Here is a 23,092-nt window from a genome sequence, read left to right as displayed (position 1 = left end):
GTATTTTTTTAGAGGTTAGAGATGAGAATCATCATCGTCGTTATGATGGCATGCCTGCTCAGCGGCTGCGGCAGTATCATCAGTCGCACCATTCCAGGGCAAGGCCACGGAAATCAGTATTACCCGGGCGTGAAATGGGATCTTCGTGATTCCGCGTGGCGCTACCTGACCGTGCTCGATCTGCCGTTTTCGCTGATTTTCGACACGCTGTTGCTGCCGATCGATGCCAGCCACGGCCCTTACGAATAGCGTAAATTAACGCTCGTCCCACTCGTCGGCTGCGGTTTGACCTTCTTCCGTATCCAGCGGCGGCTCGAGCTGAAACTCACCCTCATCCCACTCGTGCAGGGTGTTCTCTTCCAGCCATTCCTGCCGAAGTTCGATTTCGTCATAGTCGCCATCAAAGACGGCCTGCGCACCTTCACCACTTAATATCGGCAAACATTCCCCTTCTTCACCTTCATCGGCAAAGAATTCGGCCTGCCACATAATATCCCCATCCTGCAGAACGTATTTTTGGATATTAAGCTGTTGCACGTCAGCATCTTCTTCTTCAACGCCGGGGTTGTCGGCGAGGAACTCTTCACGAGCGGCATCAATAGCTTCTTCCAGCGTGGCGTACATGGTCATTGGTGTCTCCCTGTTTTCCAGAAGGTTTCAGGGAAAGAATAGCTGAATATAAGATTCTGCAAGTATGAATGCGAAAATAAGCTGTCAGGCGTTCGTCTTAATCCGTCACGGGCCCCAGCGCCATGATAATGGCCATCCCCAGCGCCGAGCGTAGCAGCATGATTTTACGTCCCTTGCGGTCGGCAAGGCCGCCCCAGAAGGGCGAGGCCATCGCGGAAAAGAGAAACGTGATGCTGAATACCAGCCCAGACCACATATTGAGCGCGCTGTGGCCCGTCACGCGTAGAGCGGCAGGAAGGGCATGACCAGGCTAAAGGCCGCACCGGTAAGAAAACAGCCAGGCCACGCAACCGTGAGGTTACGCTTCCAGTTTATGGGGGCGTCTGAGGGTGACATAACTATCCGCATAATGAGGTGCAGAGCACCTGAAGCATAAAGTAATAAGCCTGCTAATTATGCGCCTGGGTTATGATTGCCGCAATGACGAGGAGCTTTTAAAGCTAAAACGGCATGCGGCCCTGAGGACCGCATGAGGATTAATAGCGTGACGGCGTGCCTTGTGGCCGCGTTTTAAAACGGCGGTGCAGCCACATATACTGCTCGGGCGCCAGCATGATGCACTTCTCCACAACGCTGTTCATCCAGCGCGCGGTGGTTTCCGCATCGTCAAGCGGTGGCGCAAGTTCCGGTTCCAGCATCATTAGCTCGTAGCCTGAACCATCCTGCTTACGGCGAGGGACGAAAGGCACGATGGCGGCTTTAGACATCCGCGCCAGCATCCAGGTACCGGTCGTTGTGGCGGCCTCTTCAACGGCGAAGAAGGGAACAAATACGCTGGCCTGTGGGCCATAGTCGTGGTCGGGGGCGTACCAGACCACTTCACCGGATTTCAGCGCGCGGATCATCCCCTTCAGATCCTTACGGTCGATCATGCTTTTGTTGGAACGCATGCGGCCGTTGGTCTGGATTAAATCAATGACCGGGTTATCGTTAGGACGATAAACGCCAATGCCCGGCGCCTGCATGCCGAACATGCGTGCCCCGATTTCCAGCGTCAGGAAATGGACGCCGATCAGCAAAACGCCCGTCTGGTTGGCCTGAAGCGTATGCACAGGCTCCATGCCGGTTCCCGTTACCTCGCTCCAGCGGGCCATGCGTTTGTCCGGCCAGAACCACGCCATGCCGGTCTCCATGAGCCCCATCCCGACGGATTCGAAATTCTTCGCGACCATATCGTGACGCTCTGACTCGCTCATCTGCGGAAAACACAGCTCAAGATTGCGGTACGCGATTCTGGCGCGACGCTTCATAAACAGCTGTGCGAAACGGCCCAGAAATTTACCCAACCGAAAAATAACAGGGTAGGGAAGCTGTACCAGAAGCCATAAAAAGCCGATGCCAAGCCAGGTCAACCAATAGCGGGGATGCAAAAGGGCGGCAGTAAATTTTGGTAACTGGGTCATGTCTTTCCTGTGTTCAAACGTCCTGTTTTGCTAGTGTCTCATTTTTTGAGACATAGCCAAAATATCTGCTTTCGAAGCGTACACGAATACAGCAATTGTTAAGCCTGATTAATCAGGGTGTGTGAAATGTAGCGTAAATTGTGGGGATGTAAATTGGTTTTGTTTGCTATATGATGCCGACCGATTTTTCATTCTCTCTAACGATCCCAGGACTGTACACCATGCCAGTGTTACACAACCGCGTGTCGAATGAGATGTTGAAAGCGCGTATGTTGGCTGAAACCGAACCGCGCACAACCATCTCTTTCTATAAATACTTCACGATCGAAGATCCGCAGGCGACCCGCGATGCGCTTTATCAGGCGTTCACGGGCCTGAACGTCTTCGGCCGCGTCTACCTTGCCCGTGAAGGCATCAACGCGCAAATTAGCGTACCGGAAAGTAAAGTCAGCGCTTTCCGTGACGTACTTTATCAATTTGACCCTGCCCTTAACGGCTTGCGCCTGAACATTGCCCTGGATGATGACGGGAAATCCTTCTGGGTGCTGCGCATGAAGGTGCGTGAACGCATCGTGGCGGACGGTATCGACGATCCCGAGTTTAACGCGGCGGATGTCGGTGAATATCTCAAGGCTGCGGAAGTGAATGCGATGCTGGACGATCCGGATGCCGTGTTCATTGATATGCGTAACCACTATGAATACGAAGTGGGGCATTTTGAGAACGCGATGGAAATCCCGGCCGATACCTTCCGCGAGCAGCTGCCCAAAGCGGTTGAGATGATGCAGGAACATAAAGATAAAAAGATCGTTATGTACTGCACCGGCGGTATCCGCTGTGAGAAAGCCAGCGCGTGGATGAAGCACAACGGCTTTAATAAGGTCTGGCATATTGAAGGCGGCATTATCGAGTACGCCCGTCGCGCCCGCGAGCAGGGTTTACCGGTACGCTTTATCGGAAAAAACTTTGTCTTTGACGAGCGGATGGGGGAGCGTATTTCGGACGACGTCATTGCCCAGTGCCACCAGTGCGGCGCACCGTGTGATACTCACACCAACTGCAAAAACGACGGGTGTCATCTGCTGTTCATTCAGTGCCCGGCCTGTGCCGAGAAGTTTAACGGCTGCTGTAGCGAACTGTGCAGCGAAGAGAGCATCCTGCCGGAAGAAGAGCAGCGTCGCCGTCGCGCAGGACGTGAAAACGGCAACAAGATTTTTAATAAATCACGCGGCCGTCTGAATACCAAACTGGGTATCCCTGACCCGGAATGATAATAACGCCCGGCACGGCGAAAGCCTGCCGGGCAAATCTATTATGATTTCTGCTGTACGCCTTCAACGGAAATAATCAGCTCAACGTCCTGAGACGCGGGGCCTAAATCCGTTGTGATATTAAAATCTTTCAGGTGAATTTTACCCGCCGCTTCAAAACCTGCGCGTTTACCGCCCCACGGATCGTCACCCTGACCCAGTAATTTAGCATCAAGCGTGACCGGTTTGGTTACGCCATTAAGCGTCAGGTTGCCGGTAATATTTAGCTTATCACCGTCTTTCTTCACCTCAGTTGAAGTGAAGGTCGCCTGCGGGAATTTCGCGACGTTGAGGAACTCCCCACTGCGCAGGTGTTTATCGCGCTCTGCGTGGTTCGTGTCGACGCTGTTCGTATTAATCGTCACATTGACTTTATCGGCCGCGGGATTTTTTTCGTCAAAGGTGAACGTGCCGTCAAAATCCTTAAAGGTGCCGTACAGCCAGCTATATCCCAGGTGCTGAATACGGAAATTGACGAAAGCGTGCTGGCCCTCTTTATCAATTTTATAATCCGCCGCCACGGCGGAACCGGCGGTGAATAACAGAGAACCCAGGGCGATACCCAGCAGGTGTTTTTTCATTTTATGCTCCAGAGTCAACTGACGAGCGGCCAAGCATGCGCTTTAGCGTATCGTCTTTATCAATAAAATGGTGTTTGAGGGCGGCAAGCCCGTGCAGCACGGACAGGATCACCACGCTCCAGGCAAGCCAGAGGTGAACGACCCCCGCCGTATCGGCCTGCGCCCCGGCATCGCTAATTGTTGCCGGAACCTCGAACAGGCCAAAGACGTTAATCGGCTTACCGTCAGCCGTCGAAATGAGATAGCCACTAATCAGGATGCCAAACAGCAGTGCATAGAGGGCAATATGCGCGGCGACTGCACTGACGCGGGTAAATTTGCTGTGGGTCTTTGGCGCGGCGGGCGGCGGGGAAATATGTCGCCAGATCACACGGAAGACCAGCCCCAACATCAGGAGAACGCCAATGCTTTTATGTAACTCCGGTGCCTGGTGATACCAGCCGTCATAATAGCTGAGCGTGACCATCCAGAGGCCAAGGCCAAACATACCGTAGACGGCAAGAGCAAATATCCAGTGCAAACCTATGGATATTATTCCGTAGCGCCGGGAGGAGTTACGCAGTTGCATCAGAATGTCCATTTTCAAATTAACCGAAGGGTAAAAATGAACGGGAAGATGTGATATTGCAACTGAAATAATTGTCTATTGATTTTTATTTTATTTATTTCAGCGCTTTTGAACAGGATTGATAAAGGTAATTCAATGTCTTCGTGCAAGATGGAATTGAGAGTTTCAGTAAAGCTAAATAAATGTCAATTATTGTCAATCGGGGCTTTCAATAAAATACAATGTAAATAAAATCAATAATGGCCAGCAGCGCCCACAGTAAGATGTAGAGCATGAAATGCTCGCGAATATTATTCACCAGAAAGTTAACGATCCTGCGCATAACGCCCCGTAATGCAGTGTGAATGAAACGAGCCCCGAAACCTCCGGAGCCCGTGGGGGATTATCCGTTAAAACGCGAGAGTGAGAAGGGCCTCAGATCAAACTGCGGCGCGATGCCCTGGGCAAACTGCGCGGCGATCTCGCCCAGCACGGACGCGAACTTAAAGCCATGGCCGCTCAGCCCGGTAATCAGCAGAACGTTGTCATGCCCCGGCAGCGTATCAATGATAAAGTCTTCATCCGGCGTGTTGTCGTAGGTACAGGCCGCGCCATACAGCAAGCCACCGACGCCCGGAAGAATAGTACGCAGGAACGAGAAGGCTTCCGAACCATCCTGTGGGAAGGCGCCGAAGGGCTTACGCTCGTCAGGAGAGGCGATAGCCTGGCCACCGTTGTGTTTACCGATTTTCAGCGCGTCTTTCTCGGAAGGGAAACCGTAGAACTGATCGCCATTCGGCAATTCGCCGGTGAAGGCCGGGAATTTATTCTGCGCGCTGTAGCGGCCATCCGACTGGAACCAGGAGAAGACCTTGCGCACCGGCTGGATTGGCAGTTCCGGCAGCAGGCGCGTGACCCAGGTTCCTGCGCTGACGAGCAGGCGGGACGCTGAATAGTCGCCGTCAAGAGTCGTTACCGTGACGCCATTCATGTCATGGGTGATAGCCTCAACCGGACAGTTAAACAGCTGCGCACAGCCAGCTTTCGCGGCAAGGTCGATCCAGGTTTTGATCGCCGTTTCACAATGCAGCACGCCAGAGTGGGCTTCAAAGAGGCCGATGTAATCATCCGGGACGGTAATTTCAGGCCAGCGCGCGGTAATGCCCGTCGCGTCCAGCTTCTCGACATCCAGATTAAAGGCTTTTGCGCTGCGCTCGACGCCGGCGAGAAAATCAGAATGAGCAGGGCCAAGGTTGATGACGCCGGTACGCTCGAAAATACGCTCTTCGGTCTGCTTCGCCAGCTCGTCCCACAGCGTCTGGGCGCGAAGCACCAGCGGAACATAGCGCTCGCCTTCTCCATACGCATGACGCATGAGGCGGGTATCGCCATGATGGCTACCCTCCGAATGAGGAGGGAGATGGGCATCGATCATCAGGACCTTCAGACCTGCCTGCGTTGCGTAATAACCGGCAGCGGAACCCACGGAGCCGCTACCAATAATGATTAAGTCGTATCTCATATGCATCTCGTAAACTGATGTTTTGTTAGCAGAGTAATTAACAACGCGAGGTTAGACAAGGGAGAAATAAATAAGGCACCGCGAGGGTGCCTGTAGAGAGAAAAGTGGGCATAAGCTTAGTGCCGTTTATACTCATTTTCCTGATAGTCGCCAGATTCTATTTTTGCAATACCTGCCTCTAAAATAGAAATAAACTGACGGGCGACGTCTGTTGTTAGCCACAGCGTCTGTCCAACTTCCGCTTCTTCACGGTTGAGTTGATTCGGGGTCTGGTAGTGCAAACGCAGCATCAGCGCATCGTAGCTATCTACGGTACTGATATCCCAGCCAACCAGTGGATGGGTCTGGATCACTTCACTATTCTTTTCCATTATAACCCCCTTAATGCGTGTTAGAAGACAACGGCTCTGAGGTTCAATGCATGTTTTTCTGAAAGCATCTTCAGTATACCAAGTAATAAGGGTTCCAACGGGAAAAATAAACAGGTGGCAACACATTTTTCTGCTTTTTAGGATTGTTCGAACAATAAAACACCATCTCGTTCACGATTTTTAAAGAAGATGCCGAATTAATTTGAACTTGCAGGATTTTTAGACAAAAAAAAGCCGGGGCGACCCGGCAAAAAAACACAATGAGGGAGCAGTGTTAATCTGTGATAAACCAGTCGTCTGCGCTTTCCCACGTTTCCTGCAGGATTTCGCTGATGCGATCTTTATCTTCTTTCGCAGCACCAATGACGGAGAGGTTGTTCGCCGCGGCGTAACGCACCGTTACGGCACCCGCGTTGTCGGGAAAGGTGTTGTTAATACGGCGGGATAATTCGCCTGCCAGTGCATCAAGCGCGCCGGCAGGCAGAACGGTTGTTTTGGCTATGGTGACTTCAATACGCATAAATGCCCCCTGTGTAATATACTGTTTATTTATACAGGTATATTATCGGTTTGACAACAAGGGGCATTGATTTTTTAACGTTTTACCGTCCAGTTAACGGTTTCGCCCGCCAGGAATGGGATCAGCGTGTCATCCGTCAGCGCAATGGACTCCTCAACGTGGCTCGCTTTACGCTCCAGTTCGATAAAGGTGTCGTTGACCGGCAGGCCGTAGAAGCGCGGGCCGTTAAGGGAGCAGAACGCTTCAAAATGTTCGAGCGCGTTCATCTCTTCAAAGACGGTCGCGTAGCTGGCCAGTGCCGTTGGAGCGTTGAAGCAGCCTGCGCATCCGCAGCTCGCCTCTTTACGATGGCGGGCGTGAGGTGCGGAATCGGTGCCGAGGAAGGCGCGGGAGAACCCGCTGGCGACCAGCTCGCGCAGCGCCTGCTGGTGGATGTTGCGCTTAAGAATCGGCAGACAGTACAGGTGAGGGCGCATCCCGCCAACCAGCATGTGGTTACGGTTAAACATCAGGTGCTGTGGCGTAATGGTGGCGGCGATAAGGTCGTTGCCGTCACGCACGTACTCTGCCGCGTCTTTGGTGGTGATATGCTCAAAGACCACTTTCAGCGCGGGCAGGCGCTGGCGCAGAGGCTCCATCACGGTCTCGATAAAGCGGGCTTCACGGTCAAAGATGTCAATCTCGGCATGCGTGACTTCACCATGGACCAGCAGCGGCATGCCCAGTTTCTGCATGCGTTCCAGAACCGGCATGATGGCATCAATGCTGGTGACGCCGTGGCTGGAGTTGGTGGTGGCATTCGCCGGGTAGAGTTTCGCCGCCGTAAATACGCCTTCGTTAAACCCGCGCTCCACTTCGTTCGGATCCAGCGAGTCGGTAAGATAGCAGGTCATCAGCGGGGTAAAATCGTGTCCCGCAGGAACGGCATCCAGGATGCGCTGGCGATAGGCTATCGCGGCATCGACGGTGGTGACTGGTGGAACCAGGTTAGGCATGACAATCGCGCGGCCATAAATTTCGCTGGTATAAGGCACGACGGTTTTCAGCATATCGCCATCGCGCAGATGGATATGCCAGTCGTCAGGGCGGCGGATTTTAAGAACCTGGGGTTGTGCAGTCATGGAAGCTCCGGCTTGTCAGGAATCAGTCATAAGGATGGCTGTTTTTGCCGGACACAAATCATAAGCGGAAACGTTTTCGTTTGCACACTTTTCCGTAAAAAAAAGGGCGCCGCAGCGCCCTTCAGGTTAATCGGTGAAAGGAATGATAATTTCTCCCGGTTTCACCTCTATGCCTTTTGCGTATTTTTTCGCCAGAGCTTCACCCTTGCTTTTGTCTTCGCTTAAGACGTACGCGGGCTGCTGGTTAAAGTAATTTCGCAGCGACTGATTCAGATAGGGCATCAGGGTTTGCAGAACCGGCGCCATTTTGTCCGGCGACACCTTCGCATCGACCACTTCCATCTCCTGCAGGAAAATCGCCCCTTTCTCTTTGTTGAAAACAGGGAGCGCCTTCAGCTTGAGCTTGATGTTGGCTTTCTGATTGCCAAAGAGGGAGGACATATCGAGGTCCGCATCACCGGCCAGGGTGACTTTGTTTGGCTCTTCACGTCCAATCTGGCTGGTCAGGTTTGTGAGCACGATATGGGCGTCCGCCAGCCCCGGTACGCCAATGTCTTTCGAGAAATTGTTATGTTTTTCCAGCGCCTGATTAATTTCCTGTTCACTGACGGTATATTGCGTGAGCTGGTTACAGCCAACCAGCAGACCGCTGACAACTAATGCCGCGGCTAAGACAATTTTCTTCATAGTGTTCCTCAACGAAAAATCGGCGCTTCTGTCCTGTTGCGCCAGTATGTCAGCGTGAATGGGCAGAAACCAGCAGAAAAAACTGAGAAGTGGGGCGGGAGGGGCTCCCGCCCGAGGGAAAGGCTACGCGCCAGGCTCTAGCATGCCGCTCGCGCTGCGTTTTTGGCTGAACTGCCACCACAGGGCAAGGAGCGTCATAAAGCCCACCGCGCCGAGCATCATCCACGGGAGTTCGGGCTGGTTAAACGCTTTGCCGGCATCAAACAACCAGCCGCCACCGGCGTAACCTAATGCACCGCCAAGCGCCAGCCCCAGCCGGCTGAAACCCATATAGCTGCCGCGCGCACGCGCATCCGCAAGCGAGGCGCTCAGCGTTTCACGGGCAGGCTCGGCGATGATCGACCCTATATAGAACGTGCAAATCAGCGTAAACAGCTGCTGGAGAGAATTCACCAGGCCGATCGGCATCATGCTCAGCGTCATCAGGAACAGCCCGGCCATCAGGCGATGCTCCAGACGAAAATGCCGCTCGCTCCAGCGGGCAATCGGATAGAGCAGCGTTAACGACAGGCAGGCTTCGATGGCGTACATCCATTTAACGGCTGCAGGGGTGCCTGCAATGTCGTTAACCATGATCGGCAGCATCAGCATGACCTGCACGGCCAGCATGTAATAGCCCGTCAGGGTCAACACATAGGTGACAAAACGTTTGTCGCGCAGGACGCGGCCAAGCCCTTCCCGGACCGGCGCTTTGACCGTCGACAGTTTCCAGGCGGGCAGGAACAGGCCATTAAACAGCGCGCACAGAATAAAGAGCACCGCACCGGCGGCGCAGACCAGACGGAAGTCATACTGCAGCAGCCAGCTTCCCAGCAGGGCGCCGACAACCGCCCCGGCACTGTCCTGCATCATCAGAATTGAGAAGAAACGGCCGCGGTGCTGGGGGCGAATCAGCTTCACCACCAGCGCGGTACGTGGAGGATCGAACAGCGTGCCCCCGATACCGGAGAGGAAACAGGAGAACCAGAGCAGCCAGGGCTCTTGGGCGACCGCCATCGTGGCAAAGCCTGCCGCGCGCAGCAGCATGCCGGTAACGATCATCGGTTTAGCACCAAAACGGTCGGCAATGGCCCCGCCAAAGACGCCCAGCCCCTGCTGGACAAACTGGCGTAACCCCAGCGCAATACCGACCACTAATGCCGCCCAGCCCATTTGATCGACGAAGCGAATCGAGATGAGAGGGAACACGACAAAAAAGCCCAGCACGACCAGCATGTTATCGACGAGCAGGAAATATTTACCCAGGCTCCTGGCCTGTGATACGCGGGACATTTTCCCTCCAGGGAAAATAAGAAGGTGAGCACGCTAATATTCTGCGGTGTCGCCGCGTTTTTTCCCACCCCCGGAGGTGACAATATTTTTTTATCAAAAGGGTGCTTTGATAGAGAGTTCTTATCGAAAAATGTGAAAAGAGGGCAAAATGGTATGTCACTGTTTTCACAGACGGCAAAGGCGCAGGTATAGTAAAGCTAATGGGTAAGCAGAAGTGACGGGAAGGAGTGGTATCGATGTTTGGCTATCGCAGTAATGTGCCAAAAGTGCGTCTGACAACGGACCGGCTGGTCGTTCGTCTGGTGCATGAGCGTGATGCCTGGCGTCTGGCGGATTATTACGCCGAGAATCGCCAGTTTTTAAAACCCTGGGAACCCGTTCGGGATGAGAGCCATTGTTACCCTTCCGGCTGGCAGGCGCGCCTCAGCATGATTACGGAATTTCACAAGCAGGGCAGCGCGTTTTATTTCGCGCTGCTGGATCCTGAAGAGAAAGAGATTATCGGGATCGCCAATTTTTCAAACGTGGTGCGCGGGTCGTTTCACGCCTGCTACCTTGGCTACTCCATCGGCCAGAAATGGCAGGGGCAGGGGCTGATGTACGAGGCGTTAACGGTGGCGATCCGCTATATGCAACGCACGCAGCATATCCATCGCATCATGGCGAACTATATGCCGCACAATCAGCGCAGCGGCAATTTGCTGGCGCGCTTAGGGTTCGAGAAAGAGGGTTACGCCAAAGACTATCTGCTGATAGACGGAGAGTGGCGTGACCACGTTCTGACGGCGTTAACCACCCGGGACTGGACCGCAGGTCGTTAAGGAGAAAAGATGAAGTATCAGCTAAACGGTACCGAAGCGCGCGTAATTGGGTGCTTACTCGAAAAACAGGTCACCACGCCGGAGCAGTATCCGCTCTCCGTTAACGCCGTGACCATGGCCTGCAACCAGAAGACCAACCGCGAGCCGGTGATGAACCTCAGCGAGCATGAGGTTCAGGACGTGCTGGATGCGCTGGTAAAACGCCACTATCTGCGCACCGTAAGCGGCTTCGGCAACCGCGTGACCAAATACGAACAGCGCTTCTGTAACTCCGAGTTCGGTGACCTGAAGCTGAGCAGTGCGGAAGTGGCGGTCATCACCACGCTGTTGCTGCGCGGAGCGCAGACGCCGGGAGAGCTGCGCACGCGCGCTTCCCGCATGCATGAGTTCAGCGATATGCAGGAAGTCGAGCAGACCCTGGAAGGGCTGGCCTCACGTGAAGACGGCCCATACGTGGTGCGTCTGGCGCGCGAGCCGGGCAAACGTGAAAGCCGCTATATGCACCTGTTCAGCGGCGACGTCGATGTCGCTACCGCTACCGCGGAGAGCGACGCGGGATCCTCAGCAAGCAATGACACTCTTGCCGCGCGCGTAGAGGCGCTGGAAGACGAGGTCGCCGGGCTGAAACAGCGTCTGGACGCATTGCTGGCACATCTGGGAGACTGACGGTGAAAAAATTACGCGTAGGCGTGGTGGGGCTCGGCGGCATCGCGCAAAAAGCCTGGCTGCCTGTGTTAGGTGCGGCGACGGACTGGACCCTGCAAGGGGCATGGTCACCCACCCGAGAAAAGGCAGAACGTATCTGCGAAACCTGGCGCATTCCGTATGCCGCCTCCCTGCAGGATCTGGCCCGCGAGTGTGATGCGGTTTTTGTGCATACCTCAACGGCAACCCACTATCAGGTTGTGAGCGAACTGCTCAATGCGGGAGTTCACGTCTGCGTGGATAAACCGCTGGCGGAAAATGTTCAGGATGCCGAACGGCTGATTGAGCTGGCCGCGCGCAAAAAACTGACGCTGATGGTGGGCTTCAACCGCCGCTTCGCGCCGCTTTACCAGCAGCTGAAGGCGCAGTCGGGGACGCTCGCCTCGCTGCGGATGGATAAGCACCGCACCGACAGCATTGGGCCAAACGATCTACGCTTCACCCTTCTGGATGATTATCTGCACGTTGTGGATACGGCGCTGTGGCTGAGCAACGGCGAAGCGCTGCTGAAAAGCGGTACCCTGTTAACGAATGACCAGGGGCAGATGGTCTACGCGGAGCACCACTTCGCCGTTGAGCATCTTCAGATTACCACCAGCATGCACCGTCGTGCGGGAAGTCAGCGTGAATCCGTGCAGGCGGTGACCGAGGGCGCGCTGTACGACATTACGGACATGCGCGAGTGGCGGGAAGAGAAGGGCAACGGCGTGGTGACGCTTCCGGCACCGGGATGGCAGAGCACACTCGAGCAGCGCGGTTTCGCAGGATGCGCCCGTCACTTTATCACCTGCGTGCAAAATCAGACGGTTCCTGAAACGTCCGGCGAGCAGGCCATTATGGCGCAGCGCATTGTGGAAAGGCTCTGGCGCGAGGCCATGAGCGAATAACTCGCTGTAACATCTGCGGATAGTAATTCGTTGAAATCCGGGTAGACTAAGCGCCGCTTGTAGGCTTTGCCGGGTGGCGCTTACGCTTGCCCGTCCTGGAAATCCGTATGGTTCTGGAAATTCACGTTAATGAACTTATTAAAATCGCTGGCGGCCGTCAGCTCGATGACCATGTTTTCCCGCGTGCTGGGTTTTGCGCGCGACGCCATTGTGGCAAGGGTATTTGGTGCAGGGATGGCCACGGACGCCTTTTTCGTCGCGTTCAAATTGCCAAACCTGCTGCGTCGTATTTTTGCTGAAGGAGCGTTTTCCCAGGCATTCGTGCCTATTCTGGCGGAATATAAAAGCAAGCAAGGCGAAGACGCGACGCGCGTCTTTGTCTCTTATGTCTCCGGGCTGCTGACGCTGGCTTTGGCGGTGGTGACCGTCTTCGGTATGCTTGCCGCGCCCTGGGTGATTATGGTGACCGCGCCCGGTTTTGCCGATACGGCTGACAAATTTGCGCTGACCTCGCAGCTGCTGCGCATTACTTTCCCCTATATTCTGCTCATCTCGCTGGCCTCGCTGGTGGGGGCGATCCTGAACACCTGGAACCGCTTCTCTGTTCCGGCGTTTGCGCCAACGTTTCTCAACGTCAGCATGATCGGTTTTGCCCTGTTCGCCGCGCCGCACTTCAACCCGCCGGTGTTGGCGCTGGCCTGGGCGGTTACCGTCGGCGGCGTGCTGCAGCTGGCGTACCAGCTGCCGCATCTGAAAAAAATCGGCATGCTGGTGCTGCCGCGCATCAATCTCAAAGATGCTGGGGCGATGCGCGTGATCAAGCAGATGGGGCCCGCTATTCTCGGCGTCTCCGTCAGCCAGATCTCGCTTATCATTAACACCATCTTTGCCTCTTTCCTCGTGTCCGGCTCGGTTTCCTGGATGTACTACGCCGACCGTCTGATGGAATTCCCGTCCGGGGTGCTGGGCGTGGCGCTGGGGACCATCCTGCTGCCGTCGCTGTCGAAAAGCTTTGCCAGCGGCAATCATGATGAATATTGCCGCCTGATGGACTGGGGTTTACGTCTCTGCTTCCTGCTGGCCCTGCCAAGCGCGGTGGCGCTGGGCATTCTGGCCAAACCGCTGACGGTGTCGCTCTTCCAGTACGGGAAATTCACCGCCTTTGATGCCGCCATGACCCAGCGCGCGCTGATTGCCTACTCGGTCGGCTTGATGGGGCTGATCGTCGTCAAGGTGCTGGCGCCCGGGTTCTACTCGCGTCAGGACATCAAAACGCCGGTGAAAATTGCCATCGTGACGCTGATTATGACCCAGCTGATGAACCTGGCATTTATTGGTCCGCTGAAGCATGCTGGCCTGTCGCTGTCTATTGGTCTGGCGGCCTGTCTGAATGCCGGGCTGCTGTACTGGCAGCTGCGCAAGCAGGATATCTTTACGCCGCAGCCGGGGTGGGGAAGTTTCCTGGTACGTCTGATCGTTGCGGTACTGGTGATGTCGGCGGCGCTTCTCGGCATGATGTACGTGATGCCGGAGTGGTCCCTCGGCACTATGCCTTATCGTCTGATGCGGCTGATGGCCGTGGTAGGCGTCGGGGTCGTGGCTTACTTTGCCACGCTCGCGGTGCTGGGGTTCAAAGTGAAAGAGTTTGCCCGCCGTACGGCATAAACGCCAAAAGGGGAGTTCACCTTATGGTGCTCCCCGCCGCATGATTTGTCGCCCAGGCGTCAAATCGAAATCTTTTTAACTCCCGCAATACGCGCAGTCGCTGTTTGACCATCCGCACCGTACAGTCCGGTTTCTTTATGCGGTTTTAATACCTCAAGCGCCTGCTGATTACGCTCAATCTGACCTTCCAGTAGCCAGCCGTTGTGCTGGTTAAGGTCGCGCAGGTGCTGGGTTTTTTCGGTAATGGTTTGCCAGCGCTCAATAATATCGTCATTGGCGCTACGCTTAGGATCCTGCTCAGCGCGGCGCTGCTGCTCCAGATAATCCAGCGTCGCCAGTAGCGAACTCTTATCTTCAGTAATACGCTGCAGCGCGCTGCCGTTGATGTGACCGGAAGAGAGATGCTGCTGTTCAGCGTCCATTACCGTTTTCAGGTCGTTAAGAACAACCGTCATTTGATCCAGTATTTCTGACAGTCGACTCATACGGTTAGTTACTCTGTAAGAAACTCTGTGCTTCCTGAATCAGGGCATCAGCAATCTTGCTGGTGTCCATTTTCAGCTCACCGTTACGAATAGCCGTTTTCAGCGCTTCAACACGTTCCATATTGATATCATTGCTGCCTGGCTGCATCAGTTTTGCCTGCGCGTCGCTCAGGGTAACGCTGGTGCTGTTGGACGTTGACGGTTTTTCCAGACGCGTTTTCTGCGCAGGAGCGTCATTCGTTTCGCGAGGTTGTACAGCGCTTACCGGCTTCAGGGCTGATGTACGATCAATGCTCATAGTGTTGTCCTCATCGAGGGTTCGCGGCGTTTGCGCCTGACATCATCATTAGTGGAATATTTATCGGCACGCGCCGCGAAATCTTTAAAAAGATTATAGGTTAATCAGAATATTCCCATCAGAATCGACGGTTCCGCTCACCACCTGGCCTGAGGACATTCTGACGCGGGCGTTTTGCGCCACCGCGGCATTGTTCAACGCTTTCCCTTCACTGTTGATGCTAAAGCCATCTCCGTTGGCCACCACCATCACCTGTTGGCCCGCTTTGACCCGCCACGACTGACGCAGCATGGAGAGCTGTATCGGCTGGCCGGGGGCGACATCGCGAAGACTGACGGCGTCCTGAGCCTGGTTCATATCCAGCATGGTGCGTGGAGGCAGCTGATCCAGACGGCCGCGTTTTAACGTCACGCTGTTCGTCTGCAGCACGCTGCCGCGCGCAATCGGCACGGCGGCGACAACATAATTGCCCGTCGCCTGAACTGCAACCTGTAAATAGCGTTTTTCGTTCGCGCAGCGTGCCAGCACGTTCACGTTCCCCCACAGCCGGGTGGTTCCCGTCACGCTGAATGACGGTTGGTCACAGGTCGGGTACAGATTCGGTGGGGTGCGCACGGTAACGTTAACCTCATCGCTAAAGCCCGCCAGCTTTTCAGCAAAAAAAGCCGTCAGCCGATCCTGTAAGCCTTCAGCCTGCACCAGAGGGCTAAAGAGCAAGAAAGTTGCCACCAGGCCACGTTTTAACGTTTGCATCGCAAGTTCCACCGTTTCCAGAGTTGAATGAATTCTACCTGCAGTGGTTTTGCATCAACGCAATAAATAGCGACGCATTTTGCGCTTATTCCGTCGATAGGGGAGACCGGGTGAGATTTAAGCTGTGAACTGAAATTTTGCCATCAGCGGAGGAGACATGCTCGATAAACTCGACGCCGCGTTACGTTTTCAGCAGGAAGCGCTCAATTTACGCGCCCAGCGGCAGGAGATTTTAGCCGCCAACATCGCTAACGCCGATACCCCAGGGTTTCAGGCGCGCGATATTGATTTTTCCAGTGAGCTCAAAAAGGTGATGGAGCGTGGACGTGCCGAAGGAACGGGTGTTGCACTTGCCATGACATCCTCTCGCCATATTCCTGCTCAGGCGATGACCGCGCCAGCGACCGATTTACTTTATCGCATTCCCGATCAGCCCTCACTCGACGGTAACACCGTGGATATGGACCGGGAGCGTACCCAGTTTGCCGATAACAGCCTGAAATACCAGACGGGCCTGACCCTTCTCGGCGGACAAATCAAAGGCATGATGAACGTCCTGCAGGGGGGGAACTGATAGATGGCCTTGTTGAATATTTTTGATATTGCCGGTTCGGCGTTAACCGCGCAGTCCAAACGCCTGAACGTGGCTGCCAGTAACCTGGCGAATGCCGACAGCGTAACCGGACCAGACGGCCAGCCTTATCGTGCCAAACAGGTTGTCTTTCAGGTCGATGCTGCGCCGGGCGCGGCGACGGGCGGCGTGAAGGTGTCTGATGTGGTAGAGAGCCAGGCGCCGGACAGGCTGGTGTATGAGCCGGGTAACCCGCTCGCGGATGCCAGCGGATACGTGAAAATGCCAAACGTGGATGTGGTGGGTGAGATGGTGAACTCCATGTCGGCTTCCCGTAGCTACCAGGCCAACGTTGAAGTGCTGAATACCGTGAAGAGCATGATGCTCAAAACGCTCACTCTCGGCCAGTAAAGGAGACAAGCATGTCCATCGCCGTAAATGTGAACGATCCTACGAACTCGGGTGTTAATAACACGAAGAGTACGACGGGTTCTAACTCCCTGACCGGGAGCAATGCCGCCGATCTTCAGGGCAGCTTTCTGACGCTGCTGGTGGCGCAGCTTAAGAACCAGGATCCCACCAACCCAATGCAGAACAACGAACTGACCACGCAGCTTGCGCAGATCAGCACCGTGAGCGGCATTGAGAAACTGAACACCACCCTCGGCTCCGTCTCCGGGCAGATTAACAGCGCCCAGTCTCTGCAGGCGGCAAGCCTGATTGGCCACGGGGTGATGATCCCGGGAACCACGATTCTGGCGGGGACCAGCACCACCGAAGGCAACACCACAACGACCACCACGCCGTTTGGCGTAGAGCTCCAGCAGGCAGCGGAAAAAGTAACTGCCACGATCACGGATTCCACCGGCGCGGTAGTTCGCACCATTGATATCGGCGAGCTGAAGGCGGGCGTTCACACCTTTACGTGGGATGGCAGCCTGACCGACGGCACGAAAGCACCAAACGGTTCCTACAAAGTGGCGATCAGCGCCAGCAACGGGACAACCCAGCTGGTGGCGCAGCCGCTGCAGTTCGCGCTGGTCCAGGGCGTGATTAAAGGAAGCGACGGCAACAAACTGGATTTGGGAACCTCTGGTTCCACCACACTCGACGAAGTTCGGCAGATTATCTAAGCCTTAACACTTATCAGGAGTAAGTCATGGCCTTTTCTCAAGCGGTCAGCGGCCTGAATGCTGCGGCCACCAACCTGGACGTCATTGGCAACAACATCGCCAACTCCGCGACCTATGGTTTTAAATCCGGTTCTGCTTCCTTTGCAGACATGTTTGCCGGTTCCAAAGTCGGCCTGGGCGTGAAAGTTGCCGGCATTACTCAGGACTTTAGCGACGGCACCACCACCAACACCGGTCGTGGTCTGGACGTTGCTATTAGCCAGAACGGTTTCTTCCGTATGGTCGATTCTAACGGTTCAGTGTTCTACAGCCGTAACGGTCAGTTCAAACTGGATGAAAACCGTACGCTGGTTAACATGCAGGGCATGCAGCTGACGGGCTACCCGGCAGCAGGAACGCCTCCAACCGTTCAGACCGGTGCGAACCCTCAGGCGATTACTATTCCGAATACCCTGATGGCGGCAAAATCAACCACCACCGCGACGCAGCAGATCAACCTGAACTCAACCGATCCTGTTCAAACTGCCCCGTTCGATGCAACCAACCCGGATACCTATAACAAAAAAGGGACCGTGACCGTATTCGACAGCCAGGGGAACGCCCATAACATGTACGTCTACTACGTGAAGACGGCCAACAATAAATGGGATCTTTACACTCAGGACGGCAGCGCTGCGGGTTCTGTCGCTACGAAAGCGGCGCAGATGAACTTTGATGCGAACGGTAACCTGGCGGGTGTTTATAACTACGACGCTGCGGGTGTACTGAGCGGAACGGCAAACCCTACGCCGGCCATTAACATCACCACGGGGTCTGTCAGCGGTGCGACGGCGGCGACCTTCTCCCTGAGCTTCCTGAACTCCATGCAGCAGAACACAGGCGCGAACAGCGTTGTGGCAACCACTCAGAACGGCTACAAGCCTGGCGATCTGGTGAGTTACCAGATCAACGACGACGGCACCGTAGTGGGAAGCTACTCGAACGAACAGTCTCAGGTTCTGGGCCAGATCGTGCTGGCAAACTTCGCGAACAACGAAGGTCTGAAATCGGAAGGCGACAACGTCTGGTCTGCCACCCAGTCCTCCGGCGTGGCGCTGCTGGGTACCGCAGGCACCGGTAACTTCGGCAAGCTGACCAACGGCGCGCTGGAAGCCTCCAACGTGGATATGAGTAAAGAACTGGTGAACATGATCGTCGCGCAGCGTAACTATCAGTCGAACGCGCAGACCATCAAAACCCAGGACCAGATCCTCAACACGCTGGTTAACCTGCGTTAAGCGGCTAACAGGAAAGCGCAATGGATCACGCAATATATACCGCGATGGGCGCGGCAAGTCAGACGCTCAATCAGCAGGCCGTTACCGCCAGCAACCTGGCAAACGCCTCTACGCCGGGCTTTCGCGCTCAGCTTAATGCGCTGCGCGCGGTACCGGTAGAAGGGCTTTCCCTGCCGACCCGTACGCTGGTGACGGCATCAACCCCTGGCGCCGATATGACGCCAGGGCAGATGGACTACACCTCACGCCCGCTGGACGTTGCCCTGCAGCAGGACGGCTGGCTGGCGGTGCAAACTGCCGACGGCAGCGAAGGCTATACCCGTAACGGCAATATCCAGGTGAGCGCGACGGGCCAGCTGACGATTCAGGGTCATCCGGTGATGGGGGAAGCGGGTCCGCTGACCGTGCCGGAAGGCTCTGAGCTGACTATCGCTGCGGACGGCACCATTTCGGCACTGAATCCGGGCGACCCGGCCAACACCGTTGCGCCCGTCGGACGTCTGAAGCTGGTGAAAGCGGAAGCCAAAGACGTGCAGCGCGGCGACGACGGCATGTTCCGTCTGACCCAGGCGGCGCAGGCGACGCGTGGCGCCACGTTACAGGCCGATCCGACCATCCGCGTGATGTCCGGCGTTCTGGAAGGCAGTAACGTCAAGCCGGTCGAAGCCATGACCGACATGATCGCCAGCGCCCGTCGTTTTGAAATGCAGATGAAGATCATCAGCAGCGTCGATGAAAACGCGGGAAAGGCTAACCAACTTCTGGCTATGAGTTAACAGGACTCCTTATGATCAGTTCTTTATGGATTGCGAAAACTGGCCTGGACGCCCAGCAAACCAATATGGACGTGATTGCCAACAACCTGGCAAACGTGAGCACCAATGGTTTCAAGCGTCAGCGTGCCGTTTTCGAAGATTTGCTTTATCAAACCATCCGCCAGCCGGGCGCGCAGTCTTCTGAACAGACAACGCTGCCGTCGGGCCTGCAGATCGGTACCGGCGTTCGTCCGGTGGCCACCGAACGTCTGCACAGCCAGGGCAACCTGTCTCAGACCAACAACAGCAAAGACGTCGCAATCAAAGGCCAGGGCTTCTTCCAGGTGCAGCTGCCTGACGGGACCTCGGCCTATACCCGCGACGGTTCGTTCCAGGTCGATCAGAACGGCCAGCTGGTGACGGCAGGCGGTTTCCAGGTTCAGCCTGCGATTACTATCCCGGCGAATGCCCTGAGCATCACCATCGGACGTGACGGTGTGGTCAGCGTGACCCAGCAGGGACAGGCCGCGCCGGTTCAGGTCGGGCAGCTCAACCTGACCACCTTCATGAACGATACCGGTCTGGAAAGCATTGGTGAGAACCTCTACACCGAAACGCAATCCTCCGGTACGCCGAATGAGAGCACCCCGGGCCTGAACGGTGCGGGTCTGCTGTACCAGGGCTATGTTGAAACGTCCAACGTGAACGTGGCGGAAGAGCTGGTGAATATGATCCAGGTCCAGCGCGCGTATGAAATTAACAGTAAAGCAGTGTCGACGACCGACCAGATGCTGCAGAAGCTGACGCAACTCTAAGGTGTAGCCCGGTGCGGTAAACGCCGCGCCGGCTCCCTGTTTTCGAAGATGAAGGCAATGCAAAAAAACGCGGCGTTTCGTTATCCGATACTGACTGTTCTGGCTGTCACCCTCAGCGGGTGTGCTTTGATCCCGTCTAAACCATTGGTCCAGGGTGCGACGACTGCCCAACCCGTTCCTGGCCCCGCGCCAGTGGTGAACGGCTCCATTTTCCAGACCGCGCAGCCGATTAATTACGGCTATCAGCCGCTGTTTGAAGATCGCCGTCCGCGTAACGTCGGCGATACATTGACCATTGTGCTGCAGGAAAACGTCAGCGCGAGCAAGAGCTCGTCGGCGAACGCCAGCCGCGATGGCAAAACCAATTTTGGCTTCGATACCGTTCCGCGCTACCTGCAGGGACTGTTCGGCAATGCTCGTGCGGATGTTGAGGCGTCCGGCGGCAATACCTTTAACGGTAAAGGCGGCGCGAACGCCAGCAACACCTTCAGCGGTACGCTGACGGTCACGGTTGACCAGGTACTGGTTAACGGCAACTTGCACGTTGTGGGTGAAAAACAGATCGCCATCAACCAGGGCACTGAATTCATTCGCTTCTCGGGCGTGGTTAACCCTCGCACCATCAGCGGCACCAACACCGTTCCGTCCACCCAGGTGGCGGATGCGCGCATTGAGTACGTCGGGAACGGCTATATCAATGAAGCGCAAAATATGGGTTGGCTGCAGCGCTTCTTCCTTAATTTATCGCCAATGTAAGCGAGGTGACCCATGTTTAAATCGATCTTCGCCGTGGCGCTCGCGCTGGTGGCAACGTTTGCCCAGGCTGACCGTATTCGCGACCTCACCAGCGTTCAGGGCGTCCGTGAAAACTCCCTGATTGGCTACGGCCTGGTGGTGGGGCTGGATGGTACCGGTGACCAGACGACCCAGACGCCGTTCACCACCCAAAGCCTGAACAACATGCTTTCCCAGCTCGGCATTACCGTGCCGGCGGGAACCAACATGCAGCTGAAAAACGTGGCCGCGGTAATGGTCACCGCGTCCTACCCGGCGTTTGCGCGTCAGGGGCAGACCATTGATGTGGTGGTCTCCTCAATGGGTAACGCCAAAAGCCTGCGCGGCGGTACGCTGCTGATGACCCCGCTGAAAGGCGTTGACAGCCAGGTCTATGCGCTGGCGCAGGGGAACATTCTGGTCGGCGGTGCGGGCGCATCCGCAGGCGGAAGCAGCGTGCAGGTGAACCAGCTTAACGGTGGACGTATCACCAACGGGGCGATCATTGAGCGTGAACTGCCGACCCAGTTTGGTGCGGGCAACACTATCAACCTGCAGCTTAATAATGAAGACTTCACGATGGCGCAGCAAATTGCCGATACCATCAACCGCAGTCGTGGTTACGGTAACGCAACGGCACTCGACGCGCGCACCGTGCAGATCCGCACCTCCACCGGCAGCAGCAACCAGGTGCGCATGCTGGCGGATATCCAGAATATGGAAGTGAACGTTCCGATCCAGGATGCGAAAGTGATCATCAACTCCCGCACCGGCTCGGTGGTGATGAACCGGGAAGTGTCGCTCGACAGCTGTGCCGTGGCGCAGGGGAACCTCTCCGTGACGGTAAACCGCTCCGCGAACGTGAGCCAGCCGAATACGCCATTTGGTGGCGGTCAGACGGTGGTGACGCCGCAAACGCAGATTGATATGCGTCAGAGCGGCGGGTCGCTGCAGAGCGTTCGCTCCAGCGCCAACCTGAACAGCGTGGTGCGTGCCCTGAACGCCCTGGGCGCAACGCCGATGGATCTGATGTCCATTCTGCAATCGATGCAAAGCGCGGGCTGCCTGCGCGCCAAACTGGAAATCATCTAATGCTGACCGATAGCAAACTGTTGACCAGTGCAGCCTGGGACGCCCAGTCGCTCAACGAACTGAAAACCAAAGCAGGAAAAGACCCGGCGGCGAACATCCGCCCGGTCGCCCGCCAGGTGGAGGGGATGTTTGTACAGATGATGCTGAAAAGCATGCGTGAAACCCTGCCGAAAGACGGGATGTTCAGCAGTGATTCAACGCGTCTCTACACCAGCATGTATGACCAGCAGATTGCGCAGCAGATGACCGCCGGAAAAGGCCTCGGTCTGGCTGACATGATTGTGAAACAGACCGAAGCCGCGCAGGGCATTCAGCCTCAGGAGCAGACGCAGCAGGTGCCGATGAAGTTCGACCTGGAAACGGTGACCAGTTATCAGAACCAGGCTCTGACGCAAATGGTGCGTAAAGCGATGCCAAAAGCCACGGGCAGCGGCGATGAGCCGCTCTCCGGTGACAGCAAAGACTTCCTGGCGCAGCTTTCTCTGCCCGCGCGTCTCGCCAGCGAACAGAGCGGCGTGCCGCATCACCTGATTCTGGCGCAGGCCGCGCTGGAGTCGGGCTGGGGTCAGCGTCAGATCCGCAAGGAAAACGGCGAGCCGAGCTTCAACATCTTCGGCGTGAAGGCCTCCTCCAGCTGGAAGGGGCCGACGACGGAGATCACGACCACCGAATACGAGAACGGTGCGGCGGTGAAGGTCAAAGCAAAATTCCGCGTCTACAGCTCCTATCTGGAAGCCTTGTCCGACTACGTTGGCCTGCTGAGCCGCAATCCGCGTTATACCGCCGTTACGCAGGCGGCGACGGCGGAGCAGGGCGCTCAGGCCTTACAAAACGCGGGCTACGCGACTGACCCGAACTATGCGCGCAAGCTCACCAGCATGATCCAGCAGCTGAAATCCATGGGCGAGAAGGTCAGCAAAGCCTATAGCACAGATATTGAAAATCTGTTCTGAAAGTTCTCAAGTCCCGGTGGAGGT

General features: G+C 55.8%; 29 protein-coding genes and 1 pseudogene. 15 read left to right on the top strand and 15 right to left on the bottom strand.

Annotated features, from left to right (window positions below; genetic code table 11):
- Nucleotides 1-21: 21 nt before the first annotated feature.
- Nucleotides 22-249, top strand: coding sequence for a YceK/YidQ family lipoprotein (locus tag ACOTZB_RS04975; protein WP_024908995.1), 228 nt, complete (start codon nucleotides 22-24; stop codon nucleotides 247-249).
- Between the two features lie 6 nt (nucleotides 250-255).
- Here the strand turns inward: ACOTZB_RS04975 and ACOTZB_RS04970 are convergent, their stop codons facing one another.
- From ACOTZB_RS04970 to ACOTZB_RS04960, 3 genes and pseudogenes are all read right to left on the bottom strand, one after another.
- Nucleotides 256-630 (bottom strand): MysB family protein, encoded by a 375-nt coding sequence (locus ACOTZB_RS04970; RefSeq protein WP_023311118.1) that lies wholly within the window; start codon nucleotides 628-630, stop codon nucleotides 256-258.
- Nucleotides 631-745: 115 nt separating this feature from the next.
- Nucleotides 746-1,026, bottom strand: a pseudogene (locus ACOTZB_RS04965) (MFS transporter); the annotation flags it as partial.
- A 140-nt stretch (nucleotides 1,027-1,166) separates the two neighbouring features.
- Nucleotides 1,167-2,093 carry a Kdo(2)-lipid IV(A) acyltransferase gene (locus tag ACOTZB_RS04960; protein ID WP_047650847.1) on the bottom strand — a complete coding sequence of 309 codons (927 nt, stop codon included), beginning with the start codon at nucleotides 2,091-2,093 and terminating at the stop codon, nucleotides 1,167-1,169.
- Between the two features lie 221 nt (nucleotides 2,094-2,314).
- Here ACOTZB_RS04960 and ACOTZB_RS04955 point away from each other — a divergent pair, with 221 nt between their 5' ends.
- Nucleotides 2,315-3,364: a rhodanese-related sulfurtransferase gene (locus tag ACOTZB_RS04955; protein ID WP_421626592.1), complete on the top strand. Its 1,050-nt coding sequence runs from the start codon at nucleotides 2,315-2,317 to the stop codon at nucleotides 3,362-3,364.
- A 41-nt stretch (nucleotides 3,365-3,405) separates the two neighbouring features.
- Here the strand turns inward: ACOTZB_RS04955 and ACOTZB_RS04950 are convergent, their stop codons facing one another.
- The 9 genes from ACOTZB_RS04950 to mdtH all read right to left on the bottom strand — a co-directional run bounded on the left by ACOTZB_RS04950 (nucleotide 3,406) and on the right by mdtH (nucleotide 10,084).
- Entirely contained in the window at nucleotides 3,406-3,984 is a 579-nt protein-coding gene (locus ACOTZB_RS04950; RefSeq protein ID WP_045401851.1) for a YceI family protein, read from the bottom strand.
- 1 nt (nucleotide 3,985) lies between these two features.
- On the bottom strand, nucleotides 3,986-4,552 hold the full coding sequence (locus tag ACOTZB_RS04945) for a cytochrome b (protein WP_421626591.1): 567 nt from the start codon (nucleotides 4,550-4,552) through the stop codon (nucleotides 3,986-3,988).
- Nucleotides 4,553-4,760: 208 nt separating this feature from the next.
- Nucleotides 4,761-4,874, bottom strand: a complete 114-nt coding sequence (locus tag ACOTZB_RS04940) for a YceO family protein (protein ID WP_337281075.1) — start codon at nucleotides 4,872-4,874, stop codon at nucleotides 4,761-4,763.
- Between the two features lie 60 nt (nucleotides 4,875-4,934).
- The gene (solA, locus tag ACOTZB_RS04935) at nucleotides 4,935-6,053 is read right to left on the bottom strand and encodes an N-methyl-L-tryptophan oxidase (RefSeq protein WP_421626590.1); all 1,119 of its coding nucleotides are present in this window, start codon (nucleotides 6,051-6,053) and stop codon (nucleotides 4,935-4,937) included.
- A 116-nt stretch (nucleotides 6,054-6,169) separates the two neighbouring features.
- Entirely contained in the window at nucleotides 6,170-6,424 is a 255-nt protein-coding gene (gene bssS, locus ACOTZB_RS04930; protein ID WP_008500827.1) for a biofilm formation regulator BssS, read from the bottom strand.
- 274 nt (nucleotides 6,425-6,698) lie between these two features.
- On the bottom strand, nucleotides 6,699-6,944 hold the full coding sequence (dinI, locus tag ACOTZB_RS04925; protein WP_008500826.1) for a DNA damage-inducible protein I: 246 nt from the start codon (nucleotides 6,942-6,944) through the stop codon (nucleotides 6,699-6,701).
- Between the two features lie 74 nt (nucleotides 6,945-7,018).
- Nucleotides 7,019-8,065: a dihydroorotase gene (gene pyrC, locus ACOTZB_RS04920; RefSeq protein ID WP_421626589.1), complete on the bottom strand. Its 1,047-nt coding sequence runs from the start codon at nucleotides 8,063-8,065 to the stop codon at nucleotides 7,019-7,021.
- A gap of 126 nt (nucleotides 8,066-8,191) precedes the next feature.
- On the bottom strand, nucleotides 8,192-8,752 hold the full coding sequence (locus ACOTZB_RS04915; protein WP_337281072.1) for a lipoprotein: 561 nt from the start codon (nucleotides 8,750-8,752) through the stop codon (nucleotides 8,192-8,194).
- 123 nt (nucleotides 8,753-8,875) lie between these two features.
- Nucleotides 8,876-10,084: a multidrug efflux MFS transporter MdtH gene (gene mdtH / locus ACOTZB_RS04910; protein ID WP_421626588.1), complete on the bottom strand. Its 1,209-nt coding sequence runs from the start codon at nucleotides 10,082-10,084 to the stop codon at nucleotides 8,876-8,878.
- Between the two features lie 236 nt (nucleotides 10,085-10,320).
- On the opposite strand from mdtH, the gene rimJ reads away from it, so the two are divergent.
- The 4 genes from rimJ to murJ all read left to right on the top strand — a co-directional run bounded on the left by rimJ (nucleotide 10,321) and on the right by murJ (nucleotide 14,162).
- Nucleotides 10,321-10,905, top strand: coding sequence for a ribosomal protein S5-alanine N-acetyltransferase (rimJ, locus tag ACOTZB_RS04905; RefSeq protein ID WP_008500822.1), 585 nt, complete (start codon nucleotides 10,321-10,323; stop codon nucleotides 10,903-10,905).
- 9 nt (nucleotides 10,906-10,914) lie between these two features.
- A complete protein-coding gene (locus ACOTZB_RS04900) occupies nucleotides 10,915-11,571 on the top strand; it encodes a YceH family protein (protein ID WP_421626587.1) in 657 nt (218 codons plus the stop codon).
- Nucleotides 11,572-11,573: 2 nt separating this feature from the next.
- Nucleotides 11,574-12,497: a Gfo/Idh/MocA family oxidoreductase gene (locus ACOTZB_RS04895; protein WP_337281069.1), complete on the top strand. Its 924-nt coding sequence runs from the start codon at nucleotides 11,574-11,576 to the stop codon at nucleotides 12,495-12,497.
- Between the two features lie 129 nt (nucleotides 12,498-12,626).
- Entirely contained in the window at nucleotides 12,627-14,162 is a 1,536-nt protein-coding gene (gene murJ / locus ACOTZB_RS04890) for a murein biosynthesis integral membrane protein MurJ (RefSeq protein ID WP_421626586.1), read from the top strand.
- 59 nt (nucleotides 14,163-14,221) lie between these two features.
- Here murJ and flgN read toward each other — a convergent pair whose 3' ends face one another.
- From flgN to flgA, 3 genes are all read right to left on the bottom strand, one after another.
- Nucleotides 14,222-14,647 carry a flagella biosynthesis chaperone FlgN gene (flgN, locus tag ACOTZB_RS04885; RefSeq protein ID WP_008500818.1) on the bottom strand — a complete coding sequence of 142 codons (426 nt, stop codon included), beginning with the start codon at nucleotides 14,645-14,647 and terminating at the stop codon, nucleotides 14,222-14,224.
- A 4-nt stretch (nucleotides 14,648-14,651) separates the two neighbouring features.
- Complete coding sequence (flgM, locus tag ACOTZB_RS04880; protein WP_023311133.1) at nucleotides 14,652-14,945, bottom strand: flagellar biosynthesis anti-sigma factor FlgM; 294 nt, start codon at nucleotides 14,943-14,945, stop codon at nucleotides 14,652-14,654.
- 93 nt (nucleotides 14,946-15,038) lie between these two features.
- Nucleotides 15,039-15,698 (bottom strand): flagellar basal body P-ring formation chaperone FlgA, encoded by a 660-nt coding sequence (gene flgA / locus ACOTZB_RS04875; RefSeq protein ID WP_045357085.1) that lies wholly within the window; start codon nucleotides 15,696-15,698, stop codon nucleotides 15,039-15,041.
- Nucleotides 15,699-15,855: 157 nt separating this feature from the next.
- On the opposite strand from flgA, the gene flgB reads away from it, so the two are divergent.
- Genes flgB through flgJ form a run of 9 tightly spaced genes read left to right on the top strand, consistent with a single transcriptional unit; the run spans nucleotide 15,856 to nucleotide 23,068 of the window.
- The gene (gene flgB / locus ACOTZB_RS04870; RefSeq protein ID WP_023335263.1) at nucleotides 15,856-16,272 is read left to right on the top strand and encodes a flagellar basal body rod protein FlgB; all 417 of its coding nucleotides are present in this window, start codon (nucleotides 15,856-15,858) and stop codon (nucleotides 16,270-16,272) included.
- A gap of 3 nt (nucleotides 16,273-16,275) precedes the next feature.
- Nucleotides 16,276-16,680, top strand: coding sequence for a flagellar basal body rod protein FlgC (gene flgC / locus ACOTZB_RS04865; RefSeq protein ID WP_008500814.1), 405 nt, complete (start codon nucleotides 16,276-16,278; stop codon nucleotides 16,678-16,680).
- 11 nt (nucleotides 16,681-16,691) lie between these two features.
- On the top strand, nucleotides 16,692-17,402 hold the full coding sequence (gene flgD / locus ACOTZB_RS04860; RefSeq protein ID WP_193804611.1) for a flagellar hook assembly protein FlgD: 711 nt from the start codon (nucleotides 16,692-16,694) through the stop codon (nucleotides 17,400-17,402).
- A 26-nt stretch (nucleotides 17,403-17,428) separates the two neighbouring features.
- On the top strand, nucleotides 17,429-18,679 hold the full coding sequence (gene flgE, locus ACOTZB_RS04855; protein ID WP_047650858.1) for a flagellar hook protein FlgE: 1,251 nt from the start codon (nucleotides 17,429-17,431) through the stop codon (nucleotides 18,677-18,679).
- Nucleotides 18,680-18,699: 20 nt separating this feature from the next.
- Complete coding sequence (locus ACOTZB_RS04850) at nucleotides 18,700-19,455, top strand: flagellar basal body rod protein FlgF (protein ID WP_337281067.1); 756 nt, start codon at nucleotides 18,700-18,702, stop codon at nucleotides 19,453-19,455.
- A gap of 11 nt (nucleotides 19,456-19,466) precedes the next feature.
- Nucleotides 19,467-20,249, top strand: coding sequence for a flagellar basal-body rod protein FlgG (gene flgG / locus ACOTZB_RS04845; protein WP_008500810.1), 783 nt, complete (start codon nucleotides 19,467-19,469; stop codon nucleotides 20,247-20,249).
- Between the two features lie 57 nt (nucleotides 20,250-20,306).
- Nucleotides 20,307-21,005, top strand: a complete 699-nt coding sequence (gene flgH, locus ACOTZB_RS04840) for a flagellar basal body L-ring protein FlgH (RefSeq protein WP_023311139.1) — start codon at nucleotides 20,307-20,309, stop codon at nucleotides 21,003-21,005.
- 12 nt (nucleotides 21,006-21,017) lie between these two features.
- Entirely contained in the window at nucleotides 21,018-22,115 is a 1,098-nt protein-coding gene (locus ACOTZB_RS04835; protein WP_047650860.1) for a flagellar basal body P-ring protein FlgI, read from the top strand.
- Complete coding sequence (gene flgJ / locus ACOTZB_RS04830) at nucleotides 22,115-23,068, top strand: flagellar assembly peptidoglycan hydrolase FlgJ (RefSeq protein ID WP_421626585.1); 954 nt, start codon at nucleotides 22,115-22,117, stop codon at nucleotides 23,066-23,068. Before ACOTZB_RS04835 ends, flgJ begins: the two co-directional genes overlap by 1 nt.
- Nucleotides 23,069-23,092: the final 24 nt, after the last annotated feature.

It is taken from the genome of Enterobacter cloacae complex sp. SHL020 (assembly GCF_049236945.1).
Lineage (GTDB): Bacteria > Pseudomonadota > Gammaproteobacteria > Enterobacterales > Enterobacteriaceae > Enterobacter > Enterobacter dykesii.
The sequence above is the reverse complement of the archived record's forward strand: the minus strand, read 5'-3'. Positions and strand labels throughout refer to the sequence as shown.